A 25,470-nucleotide genomic window follows, 5' to 3' on the forward strand; every position below is an offset into this window, starting at 1 on the left:
GCCGTCCACTATAAGGCATCGGTGAAATGTGACGGTTCTGCTCAGCCCCGTTTTTAATTCTTGGCGGGTGCGCAATCGCCTGCGTAGGCTCGGCGGGCACTTTCGCAACCGGTGGGGCATGATGGCTTCGCCCGGTACCCGTCGCAGGTTCGCCCATGCAGGGAAAGGACGATGATGACCTCATCAGCTCAAGGGTCGCAGAACGAGTCGCAGGCGCTCGGTGACCTGGCGGCCCGCCAGCTCGCCAACGCCACCAAGACCGTCCCGCAGCTTTCCACGATTACGCCGCGCTGGCTGTTGCACCTGCTGAGTTGGGTGCCGGTGGAGGCCGGTATCTACCGCGTGAACCGCGTGATCAATCCCGAGCAGGTCGCGGTCAAAGCCGAAGCCGGGGCCAGCATCGACGAGCCGCTGCCCGAGACCTACGTCGACTACGAGACCAGCCCGCGTGAGTACACCCTGCGCACCATCTCCACCTTGCTGGACGTCCATACCCGGGTGTCCGACCTGTACTCCAGCCCGCACGACCAGATCGCCCAGCAGTTGCGGCTGACCATCGAGACCATCAAAGAGCGTCAAGAGTCCGAACTGGTGAACAATCCCGAATACGGGCTGTTGGCGCAGGCGGCGCCCGAGCAGACCTTCCAGACGCTGGGCGGCGCGCCCACGCCCGATGACCTCGACGCGCTGATCACCAAGGTCTGGAAGACGCCGAGCTTCTTCCTGACCCACCCCCTCGGTGTGGCGGCGTTCGGCCGCGAGGCCACCTACCGCGGCGTTCCCCCGGTGGTCGTCAGCCTGTTCGGCGCGCAGTTCATCACCTGGCGGGGCATCCCGATCATCCCGTCCGACAAGGTGCCGGTAGAAGACGGCAAGACGAAGATCATCCTGGTGCGCACCGGGGAGGAGCGCCAGGGCGTGGTGGGCCTGTTCCAGCCGGGCCTGGTCGGAGAGCAGGCGCCCGGCCTGTCGGTGCGCTTCACCGGTATCAACAAGTCGGCGATCGCGACCTACCTGGTCACGCTCTACACATCTCTGGCCGTGCTCACCGACGATGCTCTCGCTGTGCTCGACGACGTCGCGGTGGACCAGTTCCATGAGTACAAGTGAGCACCGTTCGCTAGACGCCGAGAGCGACCTGCCAGTCAGCGCGGCAGAACTCGCGGCGCTGGCCAGTCAGCTCTACGCGGCGAGCATCCGGCCGGGCCCGGACAGCCCGCCGCAGGCGGTGCCGGTGGCGCCCCGCGGGAACGTACCGGACACCACGGCCGCGACGTCCGCGGGCGCGGCGGCCTTCGGGACGTCCGATCCGCTGCCGAACCCGGTTCCCTTCATCGGCGTCTCCGATATTTATCTCCCCGCACCGTCGTCCCCCGGTCCGGAGGCCGTGCCGCCGGAGACGGTGCCGGTGGCACCGCGCGGGAACGTCCCGGACACCACCGCCGCGCCCGCGGCGGCGCAAGCTGGCGCGTCGGTGGCAGATCCGTTCCTGCCCGCCGATCTCAGCGTCTTCGCGGTGCCGGCATCGGGGATCGTGCCGACGATTCCCGGGGTGCTGGCCGGCGCGCCGCCCACCACGCCGGTGGCGCCGCGGGGGTCGGCGCCGGGGTGGCCGGGGGAGGCTCCGTCGGTCGCCGATCTGGGCTGGTCTGATGCGCCCACCGTGGAACGGACCGGCGATGAGGCCAACTACCACTTCCTGTTATCGGAGCCGGTGCCGCGGGTGCCCGACGACCATGAGGTGTTCGATGTCAACGCGATTCGGGCCGACTTCCCGATCCTGAAGGAGACGGTCAACGGAAAGCCGCTGATCTGGTTCGACAACGCCGCCACCACCCAGAAGCCGCAAGCGGTGATCGATCGGCTGGCGTACTTCTATACCCACGAGAACTCCAACATTCACCGCGCCGCACACGAGCTGGCGGCGCGGGCCACGGACGCCTACGAGGAAGCCCGCGACACAGTCCGGCGGTATATCGGGGCGGCGAAGTCCGAACAGAACATCTTCGTGCGGGGCACCACTGAGGCGATCAACCTGGTGGCCTACGCCTGGGGCGGCAAGCACCTGAAACCTGGTGACGAGATTGTCATCACCCACTTGGAGCACCACGCGAACATCGTTCCCTGGCAGTTGATTTCGCAGCAGACCGGTGCGGTCCTGAAGGTCGCCCCGGTGGACGAGGCCGGCAACCTGTTGCTGTCGGAGTTCGAGGACCTGCTCGGTCCGAGGACCAAACTCGTTGCCGCCACTCAGGTTTCGAACGCTTTGGGCACCGTGACCCCGGTCGAGAAGATCGTGCAGCTGGGTCACCGCTACGGCGCGCGGGTCCTCATCGATGGCGCACAGTCGATTCCGCACCTGCCGATCGACGTCGCCGGGCTCGGTGTCGACTTCTTCGTGTTCTCCGGACACAAGATCTACGGCCCCACCGGCATCGGTGTGCTGTACGGCAGTGAAGAGGCGCTGGCCGAGACGCCGCCATGGCAGGGCGGGGGCAACATGATCGCCGACGTCACGCTGGAACGTTCGCTGTATCAGGGACTGCCCAACAAGTTCGAGGCCGGCACCGGCAACATCGCCGATGCTGTGGGGCTGGGCGAGGCGCTGCGCTACGTCGAAAAGGTGGGTATCGAGCGCATCGCGGCCTATGAGCACGCCTTGCTGGAGTACGCGACGCCGCGGCTGGCGGACATCCCCGGGGTGCGACTGGTGGGTACGGCGGATGAGAAGGCCAGCGTGCTGTCTTTCGTGCTGGCCGGGCACGAGCCGCTCGAGGTCGGCAAGGCGCTCAATGCCGAGGGCATTGCGGTGCGGGCCGGGCATCACTGTGCGCAACCGATCTTGCGACGCTATGGTCTGGAAGCGACCGTTCGCCCTTCATTCGCGTTCTACAACACCTTTGCGGAGATCGACGTGTTTCTGCGCGCGGTGCGCCGCATTGCCGAAGGCGGCGCGAACGTAGGCTAATTCGCACGCGCCCCCACAGTTGTTTTCCGGCTGATTCCAAAGCTGGGAACCGATTCGCGGTGTTCGTAAGCTGGCGTCGTGTTTCTATCTGCATTCAGGCGGCGCGGCGTGGCCCCGGCTTCGAATGCGGTAAAGCTGTTGTGGGGCAGGGGATTACGAGGCATTGCGATTTTATTCGTAATGCCGGTGTAACGGGATCGTTATGAGCCTGATGCAGCTGTGGATTTACCCGGGGGGGTGCAGAACGTGACGACATCGACATCGGTCATCGCAAAGCCGATGACCGCGCTGGGTGATTTCTTCAAGCTCTGCGCCGAAACGTTCGTGGTCATGGTGCGACGGCCGTGGGCTTGGCGCGAGATTCTCGAGCAGATTTGGTTCGTCGCGCGCGTTTCCATTTTCCCGACCATCATGCTGTCGATTCCCTACACGGTGCTCATCGTGTTCGTGCTGAACATCCTGCTCGTCGAAATCGGTGCCGGCGATCTTTCGGGTGCCGGGGCGGGGCTTGCGTCGGTGACGCAGGTGGGGCCGGTGGTCACGGCGATGGTCGTCTCAGGGGCTGGGTCCACGGCGATGTGTGCCGACCTGGGTGCGCGCACCATCCGCGAGGAAATCGACGCGATGAAGGTGATCGGCGTCAACCCGATTCAGGCACTGGTGGTTCCACGCGTCATCGCCGCCACCTTCGTTGCGGTGCTGCTGTATTCGGTGGTCGCGGTCACCGGTCTGGCCGGCAGCTATGTCTTCGTCGTCTTCGTCCAGCACGTCACGCCGGGGGCATTCGTCGCCGGTATGACGCTGCTCACCGGGCTGCCTCAGGTGGTGATCTCGTTGATCAAGGCGACGTTGTTCGGAATTTCCGCGGGCCTGATCGCCTGCTACAAAGGCCTCTCGGTCGGCGGCGGGCCCGCGGGCGTGGGGAGCGCCGTCAACGAGACGGTGGTGTTCTCGTTCATGGCTTTGTTCTTCATCAACATTCTGACCACGGCGCTCGGTGTGAAGGTGACCGCCAGATGAGCGCCACGATCGACGGTGCCGAGCGCAGCGGTGCCATGGGGGCACGGCCCCAGAAGTGGGAGTCACGCCCGCCGGTCAACGGCGGCCAGCGCCGGCAGACGACCGCACTCGTCGACGAACCGTCATGGTGGTCAACGCTGGGACCCCGGCTGACCGATTCGACCCGCAAGTTGGGCGAGCAGACCGCCTTCTACGGACGTGCCCTGCTCAACATCGGTGAGGCGGTACGCCGCTATCCGGGCGAACTCCTGCGCCTGATCGCTGAAATGGGTATGGGCACCGGCGCATTGGCGGTGATAGGCGGAACCGTCGGCATCATCGGCTTTTTGACGTTGACCACCGGCGCCCTGGTCGCGGTGCAGGGTTACGACACGCTCTCCAACATCGGCGTCGAAGCGCTGACCGGTTTCCTTTCGGCATTCCTGAACGTGCGGATGATCGCACCCTGCACGGCCGGCCTCGCGCTGGCGGCCACCATCGGTGCCGGCGCCACCGCGCAACTGGGCGCTATGCGAATCAACGAAGAGATCGACGCGCTGGAAGTGATGGGCATTCGCGCCATCACCTACCTGGCGTCGACGCGCATCATCGCCGGTGTCCTGGTGGTGATTCCGCTCTATGCGGTCGCCGTGCTCATGTCGTTCATCGCGGCGAAATTCCTGACGATCTCCGTGTACGGCCAGTCCCGCGGCGTCTACGAGCACTACTTCGCCACGTTCCTGCACCCGAACGATCTGTTGTGGTCGTTCCTGTCGGCGCTGACGATGGCCACCGGGGTGATGGTCGTACACACCTACTACGGGTTCACCGCGTCGGGTGGCCCGGCCGGCGTGGGTGAGGCGGTCGGTCGCTCGGTGCGGTCATCGATGATCGTCACCGCCTTTGTCTGCCTGATGATTTCGCTGTCCGTCTACGGGCAGCACGGCAACTTCAACCTGTCGGGCTGACGCTATGAGTAACGACAACCTTCGCGGCGCGCTGCGCCCGAACAGGGTCAGGAGCAGCAGGATCGATCCGATCTGGTTCGCGCCGATTCTGTTCATCGTCGTCCTGGGCCTCATCGCCTTCACCACCGGCGCATTCTCCGGCAAATTCCAGCAGAGCATCCCACTCACTCTGGTCTCGGACCGGGCTGGGCTGGTGATGGAACAGGGCGCCAAGGTCAAGTTGCGCGGAGTGCAGATCGGCCAGGTCGCCACGATCGGCACCGACGTGAAATCCGCTCAGCTGCAACTGAAGATGCAGCCCGATGCCTTCAAATTCCTGCCGAGCAATGTCGAGGCCGAGATCAGATCGACCACCGCGTTCGGGTCGAAGTACGTCGACCTGATCGTGCCGGAGCATCCGAGCCCGGTTGCGCTGAAGCCCGGTGCGGTCTTGCACTCCCGCAACGTGACCGTCGAGGTGAACACGGTTTTCGAGAACCTGCAGTCGCTGGTGACCGCCATCGACCCCGCCAAGCTGAACGCGATTCTGTCGGCGTTCGCGCAGTCGGTGCGCGGTAAGGGTGATCGGATCGGGCAGGCGATCACCGACGCCAACAACCTGCTGCTGGCCGTCAAACCGCGGCTGGACACCATCCACACCGACTGGAAACTGTTCGGCAAGACCGCCGCAGTGTATTCCGCTGCGGCACAAGATATTCTGTCGATCCTCGATTCCGCGGCGACCACCAGCACCACGATCACCGAGAACCAGCAGTCACTGGACGCGCTGCTGATGTCGGCCATCGGCTTCAGCCAGACCGGCATCGGCGTCATCGGTCGCAACGAAGGCAACATCGTGCAGGCGATCAACCTGCTCGACCCGACCACGCGGCTGCTGGACATGTACTCGCCGACCTACACCTGCCTGTTCCAGGGCGCGCAGTGGTACGTCGAGCACGGCGGCCGGCACACGTTGGGCGGCAACGGTTACTCGTTCATCATGGACGCCGGCCTGCTGTTCGGTGACGACCCGTACCGCTACCCCAAACACCTGCCGAAGGTGAACGCCACCGGAGGTCCCGGCGGAAAGCCCAGCTGCGGCTCGCTGCCCGACCCGAGCGCCAACTACCCGGTGCGCGCGCTGGTCACCGATACCGGGTGGGGCGCCGCCCCGAATGAGATCCGTACCAACCTCGCCGTCGGTAACCCCTGGTGGTCCAACTACTTCCCGACTACCAAGAATCCTCCCGAGCCGCCGCGCTACTTCTACCGCGGAGGGCAGCCGCCGCCATGAGTGCAGAAGGAAGGCCGGGCACCTTCAAGATCTGGGCCCGGGTCGCGCTGTTCACGGTCGTGTGCCTGGTGTTCACGTTTGCCTTGATCGCTGTATTCGGACAGCTACGGTTCGAGGACCGCACCGGCTATCACGCGGTCTTCACCAACATCTCCGGATTGAAGTCCGGCAATTTCGTGCGCATCGCCGGCGCAGAGGTGGGCAAGGTCGGCGACATCGACCTGCATCGCGACGGCACCGTGACTGTCGACTTCGCGATCGACAAGGGCGTGCGACTCACCGAGGGCACCCGGGCCGTGGTCCGCTACGAAAACCTGATCGGCGACCGGTATCTCGCGCTCGAACAGGGCGCGGGACCGCCGCGTCGCCTGGCTGCGGGTGGGACGATTCCGCTGGCGCGCACCGCGCCGGCCCTGGACGTCGACGCGCTGATCGGCGGTTTCCGGCCGTTGTTCCGTGCGTTGGATCCCGATCAGGTCAACGCGCTGTCCGGGCAGTTGCTGCGTATCTTCCAGGGACAGGGCGGCACCTTGTCCTCGGTTTTGGCGCAGACAGCGACACTCACCTCCACGCTGGCCGGACGCAGCGAGTTGATCACCGAGTTGATCACCAACCTGAACACCGTCCTGCACACCTTCGCCACGCGGGACCGCGAATTCTCCACCGGGCTGGACAAACTCGCCGAATTCGTCGACGGTCTGGCACAACGGAAGACTGACATCTCCACCGGCCTGGCCTATGTCAACGCCGCCGCCGGGTCGATCGCCGACCTGATGGTGCAGGCACGCGAGCCGATCACGAACGTCGTGCACGAGACCGACCGCACCTCCGGCCAGATCCTCGCCGACGGCCCCTACGTGGACGGCCTGCTCAAGAGCCTTCCCGATGTCTACCAGGTGCTGTCCCGGCAGGGGCTCAACGGCGACTACTTCGGCTTCTACTTCTGCGAAGTCCTGCTCAAGCTCAATGGCAAGGGAGGCAACCCGATCTACGTCAAGTTGCTGAACCAGCCCTCCGGGCGGTGCACGCCGAAATGAGCCGCTCGAAAAGCGCATCGGGAAAGGGCCGCAGCTCGCTGTGGCTGGGCGTGATGGGCACCGTGCTGTTGACCTGCGTGGTGATCGTCGCCTTCCAGTACGACAAACTGCCGTTCGTCAACGGCTACAACAACTACGCCGCCTACTTCTCCGAGGCCGGCGGCATCAAACCCGGCAACCAGGTGCGGGTTTCGGGGGTGGGCGTCGGGAGGGTCTCCGACGTCCGCCTGGACGGCACCAGAGTCCGAGTCGGTTTCACCGTCCGCAAAGGCGTCGAGCTGGGTGACCGCACCGAGGCGGCGATCAAGACCGAGACGATTCTGGGATCCAAGATGCTGGAGCTGACGCCACGCGGCGACAAGCGGCTTGCAGAGACCATCCCGCTGGAACGCACCACCTCGCCGTACGACCTGCCTGATGCGCTGGGCGACCTCACTACCCAGATCAGCGGCTTGAACACCACCCAATTGTCTTCGGCGCTGACCACTTTGGCCGACACCTTCAAGGAGACGCCGGCGAATCTGCGTCCGGCGCTGGAGGGGGTGGCCCGGTTCTCCGACACCCTGAACAATCGGGACGCGCAGTTGCGCAGCCTGCTGGCCAATGCCAACAGCGTCTCGGGCGTCCTCGGCCGCCGCAGCCAGCAGATCGCCGCCCTGGTGTCGAATTCGAATGCGCTGCTGGTCGCCCTGCTGCAGGAACGCGATTCGATAGACGCGCTGATGAACAACCTCACCGCGGTGTCGCATCAGATCTCGGGTCTGGTCGCCGACAATCGGACTCAACTCAAACCGGCATTCGACAAGCTCAACGGCGTGCTCGAGATACTCGACAACCGCAAGGAAGACCTGCAGCGGACCCTGCCGAAATTCAAGCGGTACGCGATGTCCTTCGGTGAAGTACTGGGTTCCGGACCGTTCTTCAAAGCCTATGTCGCCAACCTGATTCCGGGTCAGCTCAGTGGGCCCATCCTCGACTCCCGGATGTATGACCGCTACCTGGACCCCAACCAGGGCCTGCCGTCCGAGTCGGTGGACCCGCCCACCGGGAGCCCACCGGTGCCGCCGGAGGCCGCGCCGGTGCCGCTGTGGTCGCAACCACCGTCGCCCGGTCCCGCCCCGGGCCCGCCCCCTGAGCCGGCGGAAACGGGTGGCCGGTGAACATCAACCGCAGCATTCTGCGCAAGGCGACCGCCGCAAGCCTGGCCGTCACCCTCATCGTCTCCTCCCTCCTGGTGGGCCGAAATATGTGGAAGGAGGTCGAGAAGAACACGTACTCGGCCTATTTCGCCAACGCCAACGGCCTGTTCGTCGGTGACGAGATCCGCATCCTCGGTGTCGGTGTCGGCACGGTGGACCGGATCGAACCGCAGCCGGCCAGTTCGAAGGTCATCTTCTCCGTCGACAAGCAGTATCCGATCCCGGCCGACGCCCGGGCCGCGATCCTGTCGCCGTCGCTGGTGACCTCGCGGGCGATTCAACTCGTTCCGGCGTACTCCGGCGGACCCAAACTGGCTGCGGGAGCGTCTATTCCGTTGAACCGAACCGCGGTGCCGGTCGAATGGGACGACTTCCGCAGGCAGTTGGAGAAACTGACCGAATCGCTGCAGCCCAGCACCCCGGGCGGAGTCAATTCGATTGGTGAGCTGGTCAACTCGACAGCCGACAACCTGCGCGGCGAGGGCGATACCGCCCGCGACACCATCATCAAGCTGTCGGCCGCGATCTCGGCGCTCGGCGATCACGCCGACGACATCTTCAGCACGGTGCGCAACCTGCAACTGCTGGTCTCCGCACTGTATTCGAGCAGTGACCTGTTGGCGTCGTTCAACCGGAACCTGGCCAGTGTGACGACCGTGCTGTCCAATTCGCCCAACGAGGTCGCCAACGCGGTGGCAGGTCTCGATGGCGCGCTGGCCGACCTGCGTGGTTTTCTGGCGGAGAACCGGGAGTCGATCGGCGTCACCTTTGACCGGTTCAGTTCGATCACGACCGCGCTCAACGACAGTCGCGCCGACATCAAGCAGATCCTGCACGTGGTGCCGACGGTGTTCCAGAACTTCACCAATATCTACCAGCCGGCGCAGGGCGCGATGACCGGCATCATCGCGCTCAACAATTTCGCCGACATCCCGCAATGGATCTGCAGTTCCATCGAGGCCGCGTCACGCCAGGGTCTGGACCGGGTGTCCAAGCTGTGCCTGCAGTACGTCGAGCCGATCATCAAGAACCGGATCTACAACTACGTACCCGCCGGGCTGAACCCGTTCGTCGGCCCGCAGGCCCGCCCGAGCGAGATCACCTACAGTGACGACCGGCTCCGGCCCGACTATCAGGCCCCGCCGCCGCCGGAGCCGCTGCCGGCTGAGCAGCCGACACAGGCTCCGACCGTTCCCGATCCGAGCCTGGGCCTGCAGGGCCTGATGGTTCCGCAAGGCGCCGCTTCATGAGGCGCGGCGTGCTGGCGTCGATCACCGTGGCGTGCCTTGCGGTGCTTCCGGGATGCGATTGGCACGGCCTGAATTCCCTGAAGCTGCCGGGTACCTCGGGCGGAGGCCCAGGCGCCTACACGATCCAGGCGGAACTGCCCGATGTGGTGAACATCCAGGAGAACACCCGGGTCCGGGTCGATGACGTGAACGTCGGCAACGTCACGAAGATCGAAGTGCAGGATTGGCACGCGCTGGTCACCATGCGGATCAACGGCGACATCCGGCTGCCGGCCAACGCCACGGCCAAGATCGGGCAGACCAGCCTGCTCGGTTCGATGCACATCGAACTGGCGCCGCCGAAAGACGAACCGCCGGTGGGGCAACTGAAGAACGGTTCGGTCATCCCGCTGTCGCATGCCAGCATGTACCCCACCACCGAGCAGACGCTGGCCTCGGTCTCGGTGCTGCTGAACGGCGGGGGCCTGGCCCAGCTGCAGGAGATCACCCAGTCGATCGCCAAGGCTTTCGCCGGTCGCGAGAACGACATGCGAAGCCTGCTGCACCAGATTGACGAGTTTATCGCCGGCACGAACAAGCAGACCGACGACATCATCGCGGCGTCGGAGAATCTCAACTCGCTCGTTGGTCAGTTCGCTGCCAAGGACCCGGCCGTCGACCGGGCGCTGACCACGGTGCCGAAAGCCTTGGCGGTGTTGGCCAGAGAACGCGGCCAGATCGCGGACGCGATCGACCAACTCGGCAAGTTCAGCGCCCTCGCGGCGGATACCGTGCGCCAGAGCAAGGAATCGCTGGTGAACAACCTGCGCCAGATCGCTCCGGTGCTGCGCCGGCTGGCCGATGCCGGGCCCGCGCTGACCAAGGGGCTGGACGGCCTGGCGACCTACCCGTGGCCCACCTCGACGGTCACCAACTGGTTTCGCGGCGACTATGCGAACCTCACGATGATCGTCGATCTGACGTTGAGCCGCATCGACACCGGGATCTTCACCGGTTCGCGGTGGGAAGGTAACCTCACCCAACTCGAGATGCAGTGGGGACGCACCATCGGCATGCAGCCCAGCCCCGCGACCGGGGGCAATCCACTCACCTTCCCCTACCACGACGGGGGATACTGATGCTGCGCCTGAACCGCAAGACCTGGATCCAGCTGGCCGTGCTGTCCCTCGTCACGATCGTCTCTTGTGGCGCAATGGCTTTCAACTACATGAAGCTGCCCGAGACGCTGTTCGGCATCGGCGAGTACACCGTCACCGTCGACCTCCCGCAGTCCGGCGGGCTCTACGAGAACTCGGTCGTGACCTACCGTGGCACCGACGTGGGACAGGTCAGGTCGGTCGATGTCACCGCCACCGGAGTGCGTGCGGTGCTCGCCATGCGGTCCGGGGTCGAGGTGCCCGCGGACGTGCAGGCGTCGGTGCACAGCCGCTCGGCGGTCGGGGAGCAGTTCATCGAACTCACGCCGAAGCCGGGAAGCCGTCCCCGCCTGCTGCGTTCCGGAGATGTCATTCCGGCCGGCCAGGTCGATGTCCCCGTCGACATCGGACGCCTGCTGGATATGACCAACCGGGCGCTGCAGGCCATTCCGCGTGACAACCTGCGCACGGTGACGGATGAGGCCGACCGGGCGGTCGGTGGCCTCGGGCCGGAACTGTCTCGAATCGTCGACGGCTCAACGGCATTGGCCATTGCCGGCGGACGCACCGTGGAACCGCTGGCCACGCTGATCGATCAGGCCCCGCCCGTGCTGAACTCACAGGTGCAGACCTCGGATGCGATCGCGACCTGGGCGCAGCGGGCCGCGGCCATCACCGCGCAGTTCCAGGCGCAGGATGCCGCGCTGCGAGATCTGTTGACGCAGGGCAGTTCCGGTCTGGAAGAAGGCCGCGCCACGCTGGACCGGATAGCTCCGGCGGTACCGGTGTTGTTCGCCAACCTGGTCAGCCTCGGCGACATCGCCTACGTGTACCGCCACGACATCGAGCAGATCCTGGTGCTGCTGCCACAGGGTATCGCCGTCATGGCGGGGTCTCTGGTGCCCAACGTCGGGACCAAACAGGACTACACCGGCTTCTATCTCGACTTCAATCTGAACATGAACCTCCCGCCGCCCTGCACCACGGGCTTCCTGCCGCCGACTCAGCGCCGCTCGCCGGCCAGCGTTGATGCTCCCGATCGGCCGGCGGCCGAACTGTATTGCCGGTTGCCGCAGGACTCCGAACTCAATGTCCGTGGCGCACGCAATATTCCGTGCGAGACCAAACCCTGGAAACGTGCCCCCACCGTCGAGATGTGCGAAAGCGACGAGGAGTACGTGCCGCTCAATGACGGCTACAACTGGAAGGGCGATCCCAACGCCACCACCACCGGCCAGGGTGTGCCGCAATACCCACCGGGACAGGACCCGCGGCTACCACCACCGCGCGGTACCGCGCCGGCGCCACCACCACCGCCACCACCGCAGCCCGTGGCGGTGGCAACCTACGACCCGTCCTCCGGTGAGTACATCGGGCCGGACGGGCACCGCTACACCGAGGCCGATCTGGCGCACCCCCGTGCCAAGAACTGGCAGTCACTGCTGGTGCCGCCGTCGTGAGTAAGGAGCAACATGGCCGACGAGCCTGACGCCGACGCCGTCGACGAGGTGGATACCGACCCGTCACAAACCGACCCGGAATCACAAACCGACCCGGAATCGCAAGGCGGCGAGCACATTCAGACCCGCGATGAGTCCGGGGCCGACGAGGAATCCCCGCCCGACGAAGAGAACCGGGCCGACGAGGCCCGTCGGCGGTTCCGGCTGCGCAGTCACCTCGCTCAGCCCACCCGCGCGCTGATCGCCAGCGCGGTCGTCGTGGCCGCACTGGCCGGACTGACGGGCTGGCTGGGCTACCGCGCCTACCAGGAACGTGAGGCCCAGGCGCAGCGCGATCTGTTCGTACAGACCGCGCGCCAGGGCGCGGTGAACCTCACGTCGATCAGCTACACCGAGATCGACTCGGACGTGCAACGGATCCTCGATATGGCCACCGGAGCGTTCCGCGACGATTTCGAGCACCGGTCAAAGCCCTTCGTGGAGCTTGTCAAAGCGGCGCAGTCGATCTCCGAGGGAACGGTGACCGACGCCGGTCTGGAATCCCAGCACGGCGACTCGGCGCAAGTGCTGGTCGCGGTGGCGGTGAAGTCGCGCACCGCCGGGGGAGAGGAGGCGCCCCGGGAGTGGCGGATGAAGATCGAGGTGAAGGCCGTCGGCGACGAGGCCAAGATGTCCAACGTGGTGTTCGTGCCATGACCACACTGAGCGAAAGGACTGACGACACCGTCACCGAAACCCCCGGCCCGACAGACGAAGACGAGACCACGCAGCAGCAACCCCAGGACCTCGAGGAGCTCGAAGACGTCAAGGACCGCGACGAACCCGCCGACGAGCCGACCACTGACGACGAGCCCGACGACGCGGCCGGGGGCAGGAAGATCGCGTGGTCGCGCGTTGTCGCTTACGGCCTGCTACCCGCACTGGCGCTACTGCTGGCACTGACGGCCGGCTACTTCAAGTGGCTAGCCGTATCGGGCACCGACGTCGCGCGTGCCCGCACCGAGTCGATGCGGGTGGCCAGCGAAGACGCGGTCGCCATGCTGTCCTACAACCCGGATACCGCCGAGAAGCATCTCACCGCCGCCCGCGATCGGCTGACCGGAGATTTCAAGGACGCCTACACCGCGCTGACGCGTCAGGTCGTCATTCCGGGCGCGAAGGAGAAGCGCATCTCGGCCCTGGCGAAAGTCAATGCCGCTGCGTCGGTTTCGGCTACCGCTGAGCATGCCGTCGTGCTGTTGTTCGTCGATCAAACGGTCACCATCGGTGACGGCGGCGCACCCACCGATACCCAACCGGTCATCCGGGTGACATTGGAGAAGGTCGACGGCCGATGGCTGGTCTCGCATTTCGACCCGGTATGAGCAGAAGCGGGTTTGTGGTCGCCGTATCCGTCACTGCGGCAGCAGTATTGGCGATCCCATCGGCGAACGCCGATAACAAGCGACTCAACGACGCCGTCGTCTCCGGTGTCTACACCATTCAGCATCAGGCCGGCTGCACCAACGACGTCGTGATGAACAACTCGCTCTCTCTGGCCGCACAGTGGCACGCCGACGACATGATGGCCAACCGGAACATCAACGATGACATCGGATCCGACGGCTCCACGCCACAGGACCGGGCCAATGCCGCCGGCTTCCGGGGACGCGTGACGGAAACGGTCGCCATCAACCCGGCGCTCTCGATCAGCAGCTTCGAGCTGATGAACCAGTGGTACAACAACCCCGATTACCTGGCCATCATGCGGGATTGCGCGAATACCGCGATGGGTGTCTGGTCCGCCAACAGCCTGGACCGCACCGTAGTGGTGGCCCTGTACGGGCAGCCGGCCGCGTCGAGACGCTAGTCGTAGACCGGCGACCACATCCGGTCGAGCACGGCCTGTCGCACGTCGTCGTAGGTTCTGGTGGCGACACCGTCGTCGACCGCGGCGTGGTACACGGCCTCGGCCACCAGCGCCGAGATGTCGCGCAGATTCTGCACGTCAGGTAGCAGCGAGTCACCGGCCGCAGCCGGGCTGGCTTGTTGCGCCACGGCTTTGGCTGAGGCATGGAGCATCGATTGGGTGACCCGCCGCGCGCCGGCGACGATGATGCCCAGGCCGATGCCGGGGAACACCAGCACGTTGTTGGCCTGGCCGATGGTGTAGGTCGTTCCCTCGTGGACGACCGGCCCAATCGGGCTGCCGGTGGCCACCAGCGCCCGCCCGTCCGTCCACTGCACCAGGTCGGCCGGCATCGCCTCCATCCGCGACGTCGGGTTGGACAGCGGGAAGATCATCGGCCGCTCGCAGTGAGCCGCCATCTCCTGCACGGCTTCACGGGTGAATGCACCATGTACCGCGGAGCAGCCGAGCAGCACGGTCGGCGCGGCGAGCTTGATCGCGTCGAGGAGTCCGACGTGCTGGTCTGCGGCCACGCCGAGCTGCTCGCGGTTCTTGGCATAGGGGACCTGGAAGTCGCGCAGATCGTCCATGTCGTCGAACAGCAGACCCTGGCGGTCGATCGGCCAGATCTGTGCGGTGGCCTGCTCGGGGGCGGCGCCGTCGGCGATCATCGCGTCGCGGATCTGGTCGGCGACGCCGAGCCCCGCGGTGCCGGCGCCGAAGACGACGATGCGCTGATCACGCAGCGGCACGCCGGTTTCCCGGCATCCGCCGTAGACCGCGGCCAACACCACCGCGCCGGTTCCCTGCATGTCGTCGTTGAACACCAGGTAGTCGTCGCCGTAGGTCTGCAGGATCTTGCGTGCGTTGGCGGGACCGAAGTCCTCGAAGTGCAGGATCGCATGCGGGTACAGCCGGTGCGCCGTCTCGATGTAGCGCCTGATGAAGTCGTCGTACTGGTCTCCGCGCCGACGGGCGTGCCGGTTGCCCAGGTAGAACGGGTCCTGCAGCAGTTGCTCGTTATCGGTGCCGACGTCCAGCGACACCGCCAGGCAGCGCCGCGGATCGATGCCACCACCGGCGGTGTAGAGCGCCAGCTTGCCGACGGTGATCTGGATGCCGCCTACTCCCCAGTCGCCGATGCCCAGGATCGCCTCGGCATCGGTGCACACGATCAGGTCGATGTCGTCGGGGCCCTGCCCGAGCGTCGCGAAGGCCTCGGCGATCTCGTCGGGAGCGTCGATGCTCAGGAACAGTCCGCGCTGACCGCGATACTCGTCGGAGAAGCGCTGAATCGCCTCGCCGACCGTGGGCGTGTACACCACCGGCATCAGTTCGGGCAGGTGATCGGTGAGGACTTTGTAGTACAGCAGCTCATGCCGGTAGTGCAGCTGTTCGAGCAGTAGATTACGACCCAAATCTGTTGCCATGCTTTGCAATTGGTGCCACACCCGATCCGCCTGCTGGTCTAGGGTGAGCACCGCGGAGGGGAGTCTGCCGGTCAGCCCGAGTCGGCGCCGCTGTTCGTGGGTGAAGCCGACACCGCGGTTGAGGCTCGGTGTCGAGAGTGCCTCCGGGAACCGGGGCACGCAGGCATCGCTCATCTCCAGCTCCATCCGTGACTAGGGTGCGTCACGTCACGTTAGCGCTGAAGGAGAAACCGGGGGTTACCAGCCGGAGGCGGATTTGCGCGTGTCTTGGTTGAGGTCGGGGTGATCCGTCATGTCGCAGATGCATACGTCCTGGGCCCGGCGGCGGAATCGCCCGGCGCGTTCGAACTTCAGGTGCTGGGCGTAGACCTTGTCGCGCTGCTTCTGGGAGAACGCAAAGTCCAGGTTGACCGGCAACCCGGCCCAGTCGACCTGTTCAGCGGGTGTGTTGGAACCCTGGCGGGCCCGGCAGTGCCGCGGACAGACAGTGTGCATGCCGGTCCCTGATGGACCATCAGACTCCCGAGCCACGCGTACGACCCTCCCTCGAGTGCACGTTCTCTTGGGTGAATGGTGCGACGCCCATGTTTCAGCTGAAGGCGTGTGACGTTTCCGTCAAATTACGGGGTTACCCAGCTTCCGGGCTCAGTACACATCGCGGTGGTAGCGCTTGTCGGTACGCAGTGTCTGCACGAAGGCCTTGGCGGCGTCCGCATCGAGTTTGCCGTGCTGGGCCGCGATATCGCAGAGTGCCTGCTCAACGTCCTTCGCCATCGGGTCGGCACTGCCGCAGACGTATAGCTGAGCGCCGTCCTGCAGCCACGCCCACAGTTCGGCGCCGCGCTTGCGCATCAGGTGCTGCACGTACACCTTGTCCTGCTGGTCGCGGGAAAATGCCAGGTCGAGTTCGGTGAGCAACCCGGCGGCGTGCATCGCCTGGATCTCGTCGCGGTAGTAGAAGTCGGTGGCGGCGTGCTGCTCGCCGAAGAACAGCCAGTTGGGTCCGGTGTGGCCCAGCGCACGCCGCTCCTGAAGGAATCCGCGGAACGGGGCGATCCCGGTGCCGGGTCCGATCATGATCATGGGTGTCTGCGGGTCACCGGGGGGCCGGAAGTTCTTCGACGTACGCACGTAGACCGCGATCCGGTCACTGGGCGAGCGGTCGGCCAGATAGGTGGAGCACACCCCGCGCCGCGGCACGCCCTGAAAGTTGTACCGCACCGGCGAGACGGTGAGGTGGACCTCACCGGGGTGCACCTTGGGGCTCGACGAAATCGAATAGAGCCGCGGCTGAAGCGGTTTGAGCACAGCGAGCCACTCGTCGACGGACGCGTGCACCGGCGCCTGCCCGAGCAGGTCCACCGACTGGCGCCCCCAGGACCAATCCGCCAGCGCAGTCCTGTTCTCCGGACGCATCAACTCGCTCAGCCGCGCCGCCGCGTCGGCGTTGCCGGTCCGCTGCTGCACGAAACGCAGCAGGTCGGGGCTGATGTGCGCGATCTCGAACCGGTCGGTCAGGGCGGTGCGCAGCGACATCGCGCCGTGGTCGGCGACCTCCACCTCGGTGCGGCCATCCAGGCCGGTGACGGTCAGCCACTCGTCGACGAACTGCTCGTTGTTGTGCGGCCACACGCCGAGCGCGTCGCCGGCCTCGTAGTGCACCGTTGCCTCCGGCACCTCGAAGACCAGCTGGCGCACGTCTTTGGCCGAGCGGGGCCGGCTCAGGGTGACGTTGCGGATTACACCGGTGACCAGGGGACGCTTCTTGGTGTACGCGTTCGTGCTGGCCACGGGGAAGGCCGGCTTCGTGACGGGGCTCCCGGATTCCGGCGGTTGCGACAACCCGGCCACGACGCTGTCGAGCCAGCGCGCCGCGGCCTCCTCGTAGTCGGGCTCGCAGTCGACACGGTCGGTGATGCGGGTCGCGCCCAGCGCGGCGAGCCGTTCGTCGAGCCGGCGCCCATGACCGCAGAAGTCGTCGTAGTTGGAGTCGCCGAGGGCCAGCACGCCATAGCGGGTTTCGCCCAGCGCAGGTGCGCCCTGGTCCGACAGCGCCTGCCACAAACCGGCCCCGTTGTCAGGGGGATCGCCGTCACCGGTGGTGCTGGTGACCAGCAGCAACTCGCTGACGCGTGGCAGGTCGCCGACCGGGAAATCGTCCATCGCATGTACGGCGACCGGCAGCGAGGCGTGGGTCAGACGCGCGGCCAGCTCGCTTGCGAGTTCCTCGGCATTGCCGGTCTGTGAGGCCCACAGCAGCACCACGGGTGCCCGGCTCTGGGCGGTTTCGGGTTCCCGGACGGCGTCCGGTGCCGGCACCGGGGTGCGCGAGCATATCCCCGCGATCACGCCGTCCAGCCACAGTCGGGTTCGGGTATCGAACGGTGCGCTGGCCGGCAAGGTGGGCAGTCCGGTCATCGGCCGCCCAGCCTCCACCCGCAACCCGGCCAGCAGCCCCGCCAGGTAGGCGCGTCCGTGCGGGTCGAACTCCGGTGCGGGTTCGGTTGCCACGCCGAGGAATTCGGCGATCGCGTCGATCTGCGCCAGGCTGACGTGCGCAGGTTCGGGTTCCGGGCGGCCACTGCGCTGCGGTTCGACCGGAACACGGCCGGCGACCTTCGTCAGAGTGACCGCGCAGGCCTTGTATTCCGGCTGCCGCGAGATGGGGTCGACGGCGTCATTGGTGACCGCGTTGATCGAAAGGTATTCGCCGAACGTGTCGTTCCAGTGAAACGGCGCGAAGCAGTTACCCGGCCGTACCCGGTCGGTGACGACGGCGGGCAGGACCGCACGCCCGCGCCGGGACGCGATCTCCACCCGATCCCCGTCGCTGATCTGTTGGCGGGCCGCATCTTCGGGGTGAATCTCCACGAACGGGCCGGGATTGAGCTTGTTGAGCTTGGCTACCTTGCCCGTCTTTGTCATGGTGTGCCACTGGTGCGGCAGGCGGCCGGTGTTGAGTAGGAACGGGTAATCCTGGTCCGGCATCTCTTCGGGCGACAGATGTGGGCGGGCGAAGAAGACGGCCCGACCGTGCGGGGTCGGGAATGCGAGGCGGGGTACGTGCCCGTCCTCCCGGACGACCAGGGCCTGGCTGACACCGTCGTTGAGGTATCGGATCGGGTTGCGGTCGTTTGGGCTGTCGGGTGGGCAGGGCCACTGCACAGGTGTCTGGCGTAAGCGTGCGTAGCTGATGCCGCGGATGTCGTAACCGGTTCTGGGGTTGCTGAACCGCTTGATCTCCTCGAACACCTCTTCGCTGGAGCTGTAGCTGAACCAGTCGGAAAACCCAATCGCACAGGCGATCCGGGCGATGATCTGCCAGTCGGGCAACGCCTGAGCCGGTGGATCGACCGCCTTCTGGAACAGAGTCAGGTTGCGCTCGGAGTTGACCATCACTCCGTCGGACTCCGTCCACATTGCGGCCGGCAGCACCACATCCGCGTATTCGTTGGTCTCGGTCTCCAGATAGGCGTCCTGGGTGATCACCAGTTCGGCCTGCTCCAGACCGGCCAGCACCGTCTTCCGGTTGGCCACGGTGGCAACGGGATTGGTGCACATGATCCAACACGCCTTGATCTGTCCGTCGGCCATGCGGGTGAACATGTCGATCACACCGTCGCTGACGTCGGTGCGCAACGACCCGCGGGCAATGCCCCACTGGTCCTCGGTGAACTCCCGGTCTTCGGTGCTGGTCACCGCCCGCTGGCCCGGCAAACCCGGCCCCATGTAACCCATTTCGCGTCCGCCCATCGCATTGGGCTGGCCGGTGAGCGAGAACGGGCCGCTGCCGGGCCGGCAGATTGCTCCGGTCGCCAGATGCAGGTTGCAGATCGCGTTGGTGTTCCAGGTGCCGTGCGTGCTCTGGTTTAGGCCCATCGTCCAGCAGCTCATCCAATTCGCGGCTTCACCGATCCAGCGAGCTGCGGTGCGGATGTCGTCGGCGGGAATGCCGGTGATGTCGCTGACGTGGTCCGGGGTGAACTGTTCCAGGAAGCTGGGCATCACCTCCCAGCCGGTGGTGAATTCGGCGATGAAGTCCGGATCGGTATGCCCGTTGCGCACGATCAGGTGCAGTAAGCCGTTGAGCAGCGCGAGATCCGAGCCGGGGGCGATCTGCAGGAACAGATCGGCCTTGGCGGCGGTCGCGGTGCGGCGTGGGTCGACGACGATCAGTTTCGCACCGGCTTTGACCCGTTCCATCATGCGCAGGAACAGGATCGGATGACAGTCGGCCATGTTGGCGCCGATGACCAAGAACACGTCGGCGTGGTCGAAGTCTTGGTAGGACCCGGGCGGTCCGTCGGCGCCCAGCGACAGCTTGTAGCCCGAACTGGCGCCGGCCATGCACAGGCGCGAGTTCGACTCGATCTGGTTGGTGCCGATAAAACCCTTGGCCAGCTTGTTCGCCAGGTACTGGGCTTCCAATGACATCTGTCCCGAGACGTACAGGGCAACGGCGTCGGGTCCGTGCTTGTCGATGATGCCCCGTAACCGCTTGGCGGAGCGCATGATCGCCGTGTCGGTGTCGACGGGTTCGAAGGGCTGACCACGGTCGGTTCGCGCGTATGCCGACTCGGCTCGTCCCGGTGCCGCAAGAAAATCAGCGGTGGTCGCGCCTTTGGTGCACAACCGCCCGAAGTTGGCCGGATGATCTTCTTGTCCAAGTGTTTTGGCGATGTGACGGCGGCCGCTTTCGGGATCCGTTGTGAGCTGCAACACCATGCCGCATCCGACGCCGCAGTAGGCGCACATGGTGCGCACCGCATCGTCGGGGGAGTGCATGGTGGTTGTCCGACCTCTCGTCTCGCGCACACGGATCTGCGGAAAATCGTCCCGTAGTGATGTTTCGGTGCGGATCACCTGAGGTTTCAGCGGCTTTACGGACTTCTCGCAGCGGGGTGTGGCGTGGTGTGCGGTGTCGGTAATTCGGCACGAAATTCGGGGTGGTGCCCGGCGCCGGCCTCACGGCGACCGCGGTCTTCGTTGACCGGTGATCTTCGCCGAGGTTACCCACGCCGAGCCCCGCGAAAGGCCCTGCACCTGCGGTTTTGACCAAACCCGACGGACATTCACAGTGCGCGTCCAGCTGCGGGCCCCGTTCGTTAAGCTCGCGAGGTGCGTTCTCGGTTCGGTGCTGCCCTGCTCATGCTGGGGATGGCGGTCACAGGGTGTGACGACCATGCATCGGCGCCGCCGCAGGCGAAGCCGGCCTCCTGCAAGGAGTCAGACAGTCCCACCGCCGACACGGTGCGCCGGGCCATCGCCGCCGTCCCGGTCGAGGTGCCGGGTTCTGCCTGGGTGGAGTTCGCCCGCGGTCACACCAGGAAATGCCGGCTGAACTGGGTGCAGATCATCCCGACCATCGCCTCGGAGTCGACGCCGCAACAGCTGCTGTTCTTCGACCGCAACACCCCGCTGGGTTCGCCCACCCCGAACCCCAAGCCCTACATCACGGTGCTGGCGCCGGCCGACGACACCGTGACCGTGCAGTACCAGTGGCGTAACGGCAGCGACGAGGAATGCTGTCCCACTGGCAAAGGCACGGTGAAATTCGAGATCGGGCCGGACGGCAGGCTCAAGGCGCTCGGTCCCATCCCGCACCAGCCGCCCAGCTAACCGCCGGTCGCCGCCCCCTTCAGCACTTCTACAGCACACCTACAGCAGTTTCAGGCTGCTTACGGCGTGCTTGACCCAGGTTCCGCTGGCACGCTTGGTCTTCCGTGCGAGAGATCGTGCACGAAAGACGAAGGAGGGTCATGGACCTGCAGACGCTGCCGCGGCGAGCGGAGTCATGTGACGTCGTTGCGGCCAATCGTCGTGGCCCACGTCACATCTCACACTGGGACGCCGAGGATGTGGTGGCCTGGGAGGCCGGGAACAAGCTCATCGCGCGACGGAACCTGTTGTGGTCGGTCGTCACCGTTCACCTGGGCTACTCGGTGTGGACGCTGTGGCCGGTGATGGAACTGTTCATGCCGCAGAACGTGTACGGATTCTCGACGGGCGACAAGCTGCTGCTGGTCATTACCGCGGCCCTGGTCGGTGCGTGCCTGCGCATGCCCTACTCGGTGGCCACTGCGGTCCTGGGCGGGCGAAAGTGGGCGATCATTTCGTCGGCAGCACTGATCGTCCCGGTGGTCGGCACGATGGTGTTGCTGATGCATCCCGGTCTGCCGTTGTGGCCGTACCTGATCTGCGCTGCGCTCACCGGATTGGGCGGCGGCAACTTCGCGGCCTCGATGAGCAACGCCAACGCCTTCTATCCGCAGCGTCTCAAGGGCTCCGCCCTCGGATTGGCTGGCGGCATCGGCAATCTCGGGGTACCGGCGATCCAGTTGGTCGGGCTACTGGTGATCGCCACCGCGGGTGACCGCAAGCCCTACCTGGTGTGCGGGCTGTATGCGGTGTCGCTGGTGATCGCATGCATCGGGGTGACCCGATCGATGAATACCGTTGCGCAGCATCACGTCAAGCCGGAAAAGCTGCGGCCGATCATCGCGGCGATGTTCGCCACCCGCGACACGTGGCTGCTCTCGCTGCTCTACCTCGGCACGTTCGGCTCGTTCATCGGATTCTCCTTCGCGTTCGGCCAGGTGCTGCAGAACAACTTCGTGGCCGGTGGGGAAACCGTCGCCCAAGCCAGTCTGCACGCCGCCGAACTCGCCTTCCTGGGCCCGTTGTTGGCAGCTGTGGCAAGGGTTTACGGCGGCCGGCTGGCCGACCGCATCGGTGGCAGCCGCCTGACGCTGATGGTGTTCACCGGCATGACGTTCACCGCGGGACTACTGATCGTCGCCAGCGCCCACCAGCACCGCCAGCACGGCGGCGCCGCCATGGCCGGCTACTTCGCCTGCTTCATAGCCCTTTTCGTGCTGTCCGGGCTGGGCAACGGATCGGTCTACAAAATGATCCCGACGATCTTCGAGGCCTGCAGTCGCTCGCTCGACATCACCGAAGCCGATCGCCGGGAATGGTCGCGGATCATCTCCGGCGTCGTCATCGGGTTCGTGGCATCGGTCGGCGCGCTCGGCGGGGTCGGAATCGACCTCGCGCTGCGGGCGTCGTACCAGAGCACCGGTGCGGGCACCGAGGCATTCTGGATCTTCATGTGCGGCTACGCCGCGGCCGCCGCGCTGACCTGGCAGGCCTACGTCCGCCGCGCCGTCACCCCGGTGGTGCAGTCGGCGGAACTCGTTGTGAGCAAGGCTTAGTCGGGGAGGTTCTCCGGGTGCAGCATCTCTGCGTAGCGCAGCTGCTCCGGGATGCCGAACCCGTCGACCAGCGTCCGGGCGTGCGGGCGCAGCACCCGGCACCGGTCGTTGATGCCCCGGGTGACCGCCTTGGCGCGCTCGGTCGACAGGTACCGGTGCTCGATGAACCACGCCTTGTCCTCTTCGATCACCGACAACGCGTAGAGGTCGCACACCACCCCCAGCAGCTCGCGCGCCTTCCGGTCCGGGCATGACTCGATGCCGGCGACGAAGGCCTCCAGCACCACCGTGTCGATGTGCGCCTTCGCGGCGTGCAACACGTGGTCCTGCACCGTGTTGAAAGCGTCGAAGGCCGACATCTCCTTGGATTTGCCTTGCAGGCGGCGCGCCACCGACGACAGCAGGTAGTCCTCGCGATCTTCGAACATCTGCACCTGGGTGCCGCGGTTGAACAGGCTGCCTTCTTCCTCGTTGTCCTGTCTGGCGTCGACGATGCGTTGCATGATCGCTTCGGCCGCAGTGCGTTTCTTCACCCGGTCGCCCACCGTATTCGCCGCGAAACGCACCCACTCGACCGGGCTCATGCTCTTGATGTCGTCGGCGTAGGCGGTGAGCAGTTCCTTGGCCACCAGCTGGGTCAGCACATGGTTGTCACCCTCGAAGGTGGTGAACACGTCGGTGTCGGCCCGCAGGGCGATCAGCCGGTTCTCGGCCATGTAGCCCGCGCCGCCGCATGCCTCCCGGGCCTCCTGGATGGCCCGGGACGCGTGCCAGGTGTTGGCCGCCTTCAGCCCGGCGGCACGCGCCTCCAGCTCACGCTGTTCTTCGGCGTCCACCACGTCGGAGGTCTGCAGGTCGTGGCATTTGGAGACCAGCTCGTTCTGGGCGAACTGCAGCGCGTAGGACCGGGCGATCAGCGGGAACAGCCGCCGCTGGTGCACCAGGTAGTCCATGATCAGCACTTCGTTGTCGTCATCGCCGGGCGCGCTGAATTGCCTGCGCTGCAACGCATAACGGGTGGCGATGTCCAGCGCGACGTGCGCCGCGTTACCGGCGCTGCCACCCACGGTCACCCGGCCCCGGATCAGCGTGCCGATCATCGTGAAGAACCGCCGGTTGGCGTTGTCGATCGGCGAGGTGTAGGTGCCGTCCGGTTCGACCTCGCCGTACTTGTTGAGCAGGTTGACTCGCGGCACCCGGACGTTGTCGAACATGATGCGGCCGTTGTCGACGCCGGGCAGGCCGCCCTTGTAGTGGCAGTCCGAGGTGGTGACCCCCGGCAGGTCGTTACCGTCGGCGTCACGCAGCGGGACCAGCACGCAGTGCACGCCGTGATTGACCGGCTTGCCGTCCTTATGGGTGATCAGTTGCGCGAAAACCGCTGCGATGGTTGCGGTCTCGGCCGCGCCGCCGATGTAGTCCTTGCGCGACGTCGGGGTGGGGGAGTTGATGACGAACTCTTCGGTTTCGGCGTCGTAGGTGGCCGTCGTCTCCAGCGACTGGACGTCGCTGCCGTGTCCGGTCTCGGTCATCGCGAAACAGCCGAGCAGGTCGAGGGTGATGATGTCCCGCACATAAGAGGAGTGGCGTTCGGTGCCCAGGTTCTCCACGGCGCCGCCGAACAGGCCCCACTGGACACCGGCCTTGACCATCAGGGACAGATCCGACATGGCCAGCATCTCGATCATCGTGACCGCCGCTCCGACGTCACCGGTGCCGCCGTGCTCCTTGCGGAACCCTTCGTCCGACACGCCGGCGGCCGCCATCATCTGCATCTGCTCGGCGACCTTCGCGCGGGCGATGACCGTGTTCGGGGTGTGGTGCGGACGGAAAGCCTCGTGCGAGAGCTTGGCCCGCGTCTCGTTCTTCACGTCCCGCCAACGCCCGTCGAGCGCGTCGCGGATGTAGTCGGCAGTGCTTTTGGTGTCGGATGCCATGACCCGACCGTAGCCCGTCGCCTGCTCTGCCGGAACAGCTCAGCCCTATGAACACAGTGTGTCGCAGAAATCTTTCAGTGATGTCGTGCTTCGTCGTGTTCGTTGCCGTCAGCCACGACCACGCCGAGCACCGTCGGGCAGGGTACCCGGGCATTTTGATCTGATTCCGGCACAAGGGAATTGGCCAGCGCACCGATAATTGGCGCACTATGGCGACGCTATCGTGCGGCAAAGCGGAATGCGGGGCTGGCGTGTGCGACTAGGGGCACATGAAGCTGATCGGCGGGCACTGCCTGATGGTGATCGCCTCGATGGGCGGATTGTCGCCGTCCCACATGGAGATCGGCATGCCCTGCGAGGTCAGGTTGCCCATCCCGTAGTTGGTCGCATACCAGGTGTGGCAGACGCTCCAGTCCCAGTCGACGAACTGGTTCGTCACATAGGGCATCTGCTTAGGGTTGCCCGGGCACCACCGGTGCGGCTGCGTCGTGTCCGCGTGGGCGACACCCAGACCCAGGCCGGTAAGTACCGCGGACCCGGCCAGCGCTGAGGCCGCGAGGACTTTCCTGGTTGTGTTGGTCAGTCGCATGACGGCTCTCCTTTGTTCCCACACGCAGGCGCGGGAAACACCCCACAGGTGGTTCGCGCGCCAGTGCATTCGAGCCATTGTCAGGTCATCAAATGGCTCTTGATCTCTGTTTGGATGGAGAT

Annotated in this window: 20 protein-coding genes; 15 read left to right on the forward strand and 5 right to left on the reverse strand. The window is 65.7% G+C overall.

The genetic code is table 11. From position 1 onward, the window contains the following. Positions 1-174: 174 nt before the first annotated feature. The 13 genes from QXH22_RS16570 to QXH22_RS16630 all read left to right on the forward strand — a co-directional run bounded on the left by QXH22_RS16570 (position 175) and on the right by QXH22_RS16630 (position 14,139). Positions 175-1,110, forward strand: a complete 936-nt coding sequence (locus QXH22_RS16570; RefSeq protein ID WP_306276325.1) for a family 2A encapsulin nanocompartment shell protein — start codon at positions 175-177, stop codon at positions 1,108-1,110. Further along, on the forward strand, positions 1,097-2,968 hold the full coding sequence (locus QXH22_RS16575) for a family 2A encapsulin nanocompartment cargo protein cysteine desulfurase (RefSeq protein WP_306276326.1): 1,872 nt from the start codon (positions 1,097-1,099) through the stop codon (positions 2,966-2,968). Before QXH22_RS16570 ends, QXH22_RS16575 begins: the two co-directional genes overlap by 14 nt. 279 nt (positions 2,969-3,247) lie before the next feature. Continuing rightward, positions 3,248-3,988 (forward strand): ABC transporter permease, encoded by a 741-nt coding sequence (locus QXH22_RS16580; protein ID WP_306248706.1) that lies wholly within the window; start codon positions 3,248-3,250, stop codon positions 3,986-3,988. Next, the gene (locus QXH22_RS16585) at positions 3,985-4,935 is read left to right on the forward strand and encodes an ABC transporter permease (protein WP_306276327.1); all 951 of its coding nucleotides are present in this window, start codon (positions 3,985-3,987) and stop codon (positions 4,933-4,935) included. The genes QXH22_RS16580 and QXH22_RS16585 overlap by 4 nt, the downstream gene beginning before the upstream one ends. Positions 4,936-4,939: 4 nt before the next feature. Then, the gene (locus QXH22_RS16590; RefSeq protein WP_306276328.1) at positions 4,940-6,208 is read left to right on the forward strand and encodes an MCE family protein; all 1,269 of its coding nucleotides are present in this window, start codon (positions 4,940-4,942) and stop codon (positions 6,206-6,208) included. Further along, positions 6,205-7,245 carry an MCE family protein gene (locus QXH22_RS16595; protein WP_306248560.1) on the forward strand — a complete coding sequence of 347 codons (1,041 nt, stop codon included), beginning with the start codon at positions 6,205-6,207 and terminating at the stop codon, positions 7,243-7,245. Before QXH22_RS16590 ends, QXH22_RS16595 begins: the two co-directional genes overlap by 4 nt. Then, positions 7,242-8,405, forward strand: a complete 1,164-nt coding sequence (locus QXH22_RS16600) for a virulence factor Mce family protein (RefSeq protein WP_306276329.1) — start codon at positions 7,242-7,244, stop codon at positions 8,403-8,405. The genes QXH22_RS16595 and QXH22_RS16600 overlap by 4 nt, the downstream gene beginning before the upstream one ends. Further along, positions 8,402-9,694: an MCE family protein gene (locus QXH22_RS16605; RefSeq protein ID WP_306276331.1), complete on the forward strand. Its 1,293-nt coding sequence runs from the start codon at positions 8,402-8,404 to the stop codon at positions 9,692-9,694. The genes QXH22_RS16600 and QXH22_RS16605 overlap by 4 nt, the downstream gene beginning before the upstream one ends. Continuing rightward, positions 9,691-10,812, forward strand: a complete 1,122-nt coding sequence (locus tag QXH22_RS16610; RefSeq protein WP_306248566.1) for an MCE family protein — start codon at positions 9,691-9,693, stop codon at positions 10,810-10,812. Before QXH22_RS16605 ends, QXH22_RS16610 begins: the two co-directional genes overlap by 4 nt. Beyond that, positions 10,812-12,290, forward strand: a complete 1,479-nt coding sequence (locus tag QXH22_RS16615) for an MCE family protein (RefSeq protein ID WP_306276332.1) — start codon at positions 10,812-10,814, stop codon at positions 12,288-12,290. Before QXH22_RS16610 ends, QXH22_RS16615 begins: the two co-directional genes overlap by 1 nt. A 12-nt stretch (positions 12,291-12,302) precedes the next feature. Beyond that, positions 12,303-12,986, forward strand: coding sequence for an Mce protein (locus tag QXH22_RS16620; RefSeq protein ID WP_306276333.1), 684 nt, complete (start codon positions 12,303-12,305; stop codon positions 12,984-12,986). Beyond that, positions 12,983-13,654, forward strand: coding sequence for a hypothetical protein (locus tag QXH22_RS16625; protein ID WP_306276334.1), 672 nt, complete (start codon positions 12,983-12,985; stop codon positions 13,652-13,654). The genes QXH22_RS16620 and QXH22_RS16625 overlap by 4 nt, the downstream gene beginning before the upstream one ends. Positions 13,655-13,668: 14 nt before the next feature. Next, entirely contained in the window at positions 13,669-14,139 is a 471-nt protein-coding gene (locus QXH22_RS16630) for a CAP domain-containing protein (RefSeq protein ID WP_371934245.1), read from the forward strand. Here the strand turns inward: QXH22_RS16630 and QXH22_RS16635 are convergent. From QXH22_RS16635 to QXH22_RS16645, 3 genes are all read right to left on the reverse strand, one after another. Next, positions 14,136-15,782 (reverse strand): NAD-dependent malic enzyme, encoded by a 1,647-nt coding sequence (locus QXH22_RS16635; protein ID WP_306276336.1) that lies wholly within the window; start codon positions 15,780-15,782, stop codon positions 14,136-14,138. The genes QXH22_RS16630 and QXH22_RS16635 overlap by 4 nt on opposite strands. Before the next feature lie 63 nt (positions 15,783-15,845). After that, positions 15,846-16,103 carry a hypothetical protein gene (locus QXH22_RS16640; protein ID WP_306248579.1) on the reverse strand — a complete coding sequence of 86 codons (258 nt, stop codon included), beginning with the start codon at positions 16,101-16,103 and terminating at the stop codon, positions 15,846-15,848. 150 nt (positions 16,104-16,253) lie between these two features. Continuing rightward, a complete protein-coding gene (locus QXH22_RS16645) occupies positions 16,254-20,393 on the reverse strand; it encodes a bifunctional nitrate reductase/sulfite reductase flavoprotein subunit alpha (RefSeq protein WP_306276337.1) in 4,140 nt (1,379 codons plus the stop codon). A gap of 363 nt (positions 20,394-20,756) precedes the next feature. On the opposite strand from QXH22_RS16645, the gene QXH22_RS16650 reads away from it, so the two are divergent. Both QXH22_RS16650 and QXH22_RS16655 read left to right on the forward strand, forming a co-directional pair. Next, positions 20,757-21,227, forward strand: coding sequence for an LppP/LprE family lipoprotein (locus tag QXH22_RS16650; RefSeq protein ID WP_306248708.1), 471 nt, complete (start codon positions 20,757-20,759; stop codon positions 21,225-21,227). A 140-nt stretch (positions 21,228-21,367) separates the two neighbouring features. After that, a complete protein-coding gene (locus QXH22_RS16655; RefSeq protein ID WP_306276338.1) occupies positions 21,368-22,822 on the forward strand; it encodes a NarK/NasA family nitrate transporter in 1,455 nt (484 codons plus the stop codon). Here QXH22_RS16655 and QXH22_RS16660 read toward each other — a convergent pair. Then, a complete protein-coding gene (locus QXH22_RS16660; RefSeq protein ID WP_306248585.1) occupies positions 22,819-24,759 on the reverse strand; it encodes an acyl-CoA dehydrogenase in 1,941 nt (646 codons plus the stop codon). The two genes, QXH22_RS16655 and QXH22_RS16660, sit on opposite strands and share 4 nt — an antisense overlap. A 259-nt stretch (positions 24,760-25,018) precedes the next feature. Beyond that, entirely contained in the window at positions 25,019-25,348 is a 330-nt protein-coding gene (locus tag QXH22_RS16665; protein ID WP_306276339.1) for a hypothetical protein, read from the reverse strand. Between the last annotated feature and the right edge of the window lie 122 nt (positions 25,349-25,470).

It is taken from the genome of Mycobacterium sp. TY814 (assembly GCF_030755175.1).
Taxonomy (GTDB): domain Bacteria; phylum Actinomycetota; class Actinomycetes; order Mycobacteriales; family Mycobacteriaceae; genus Mycobacterium.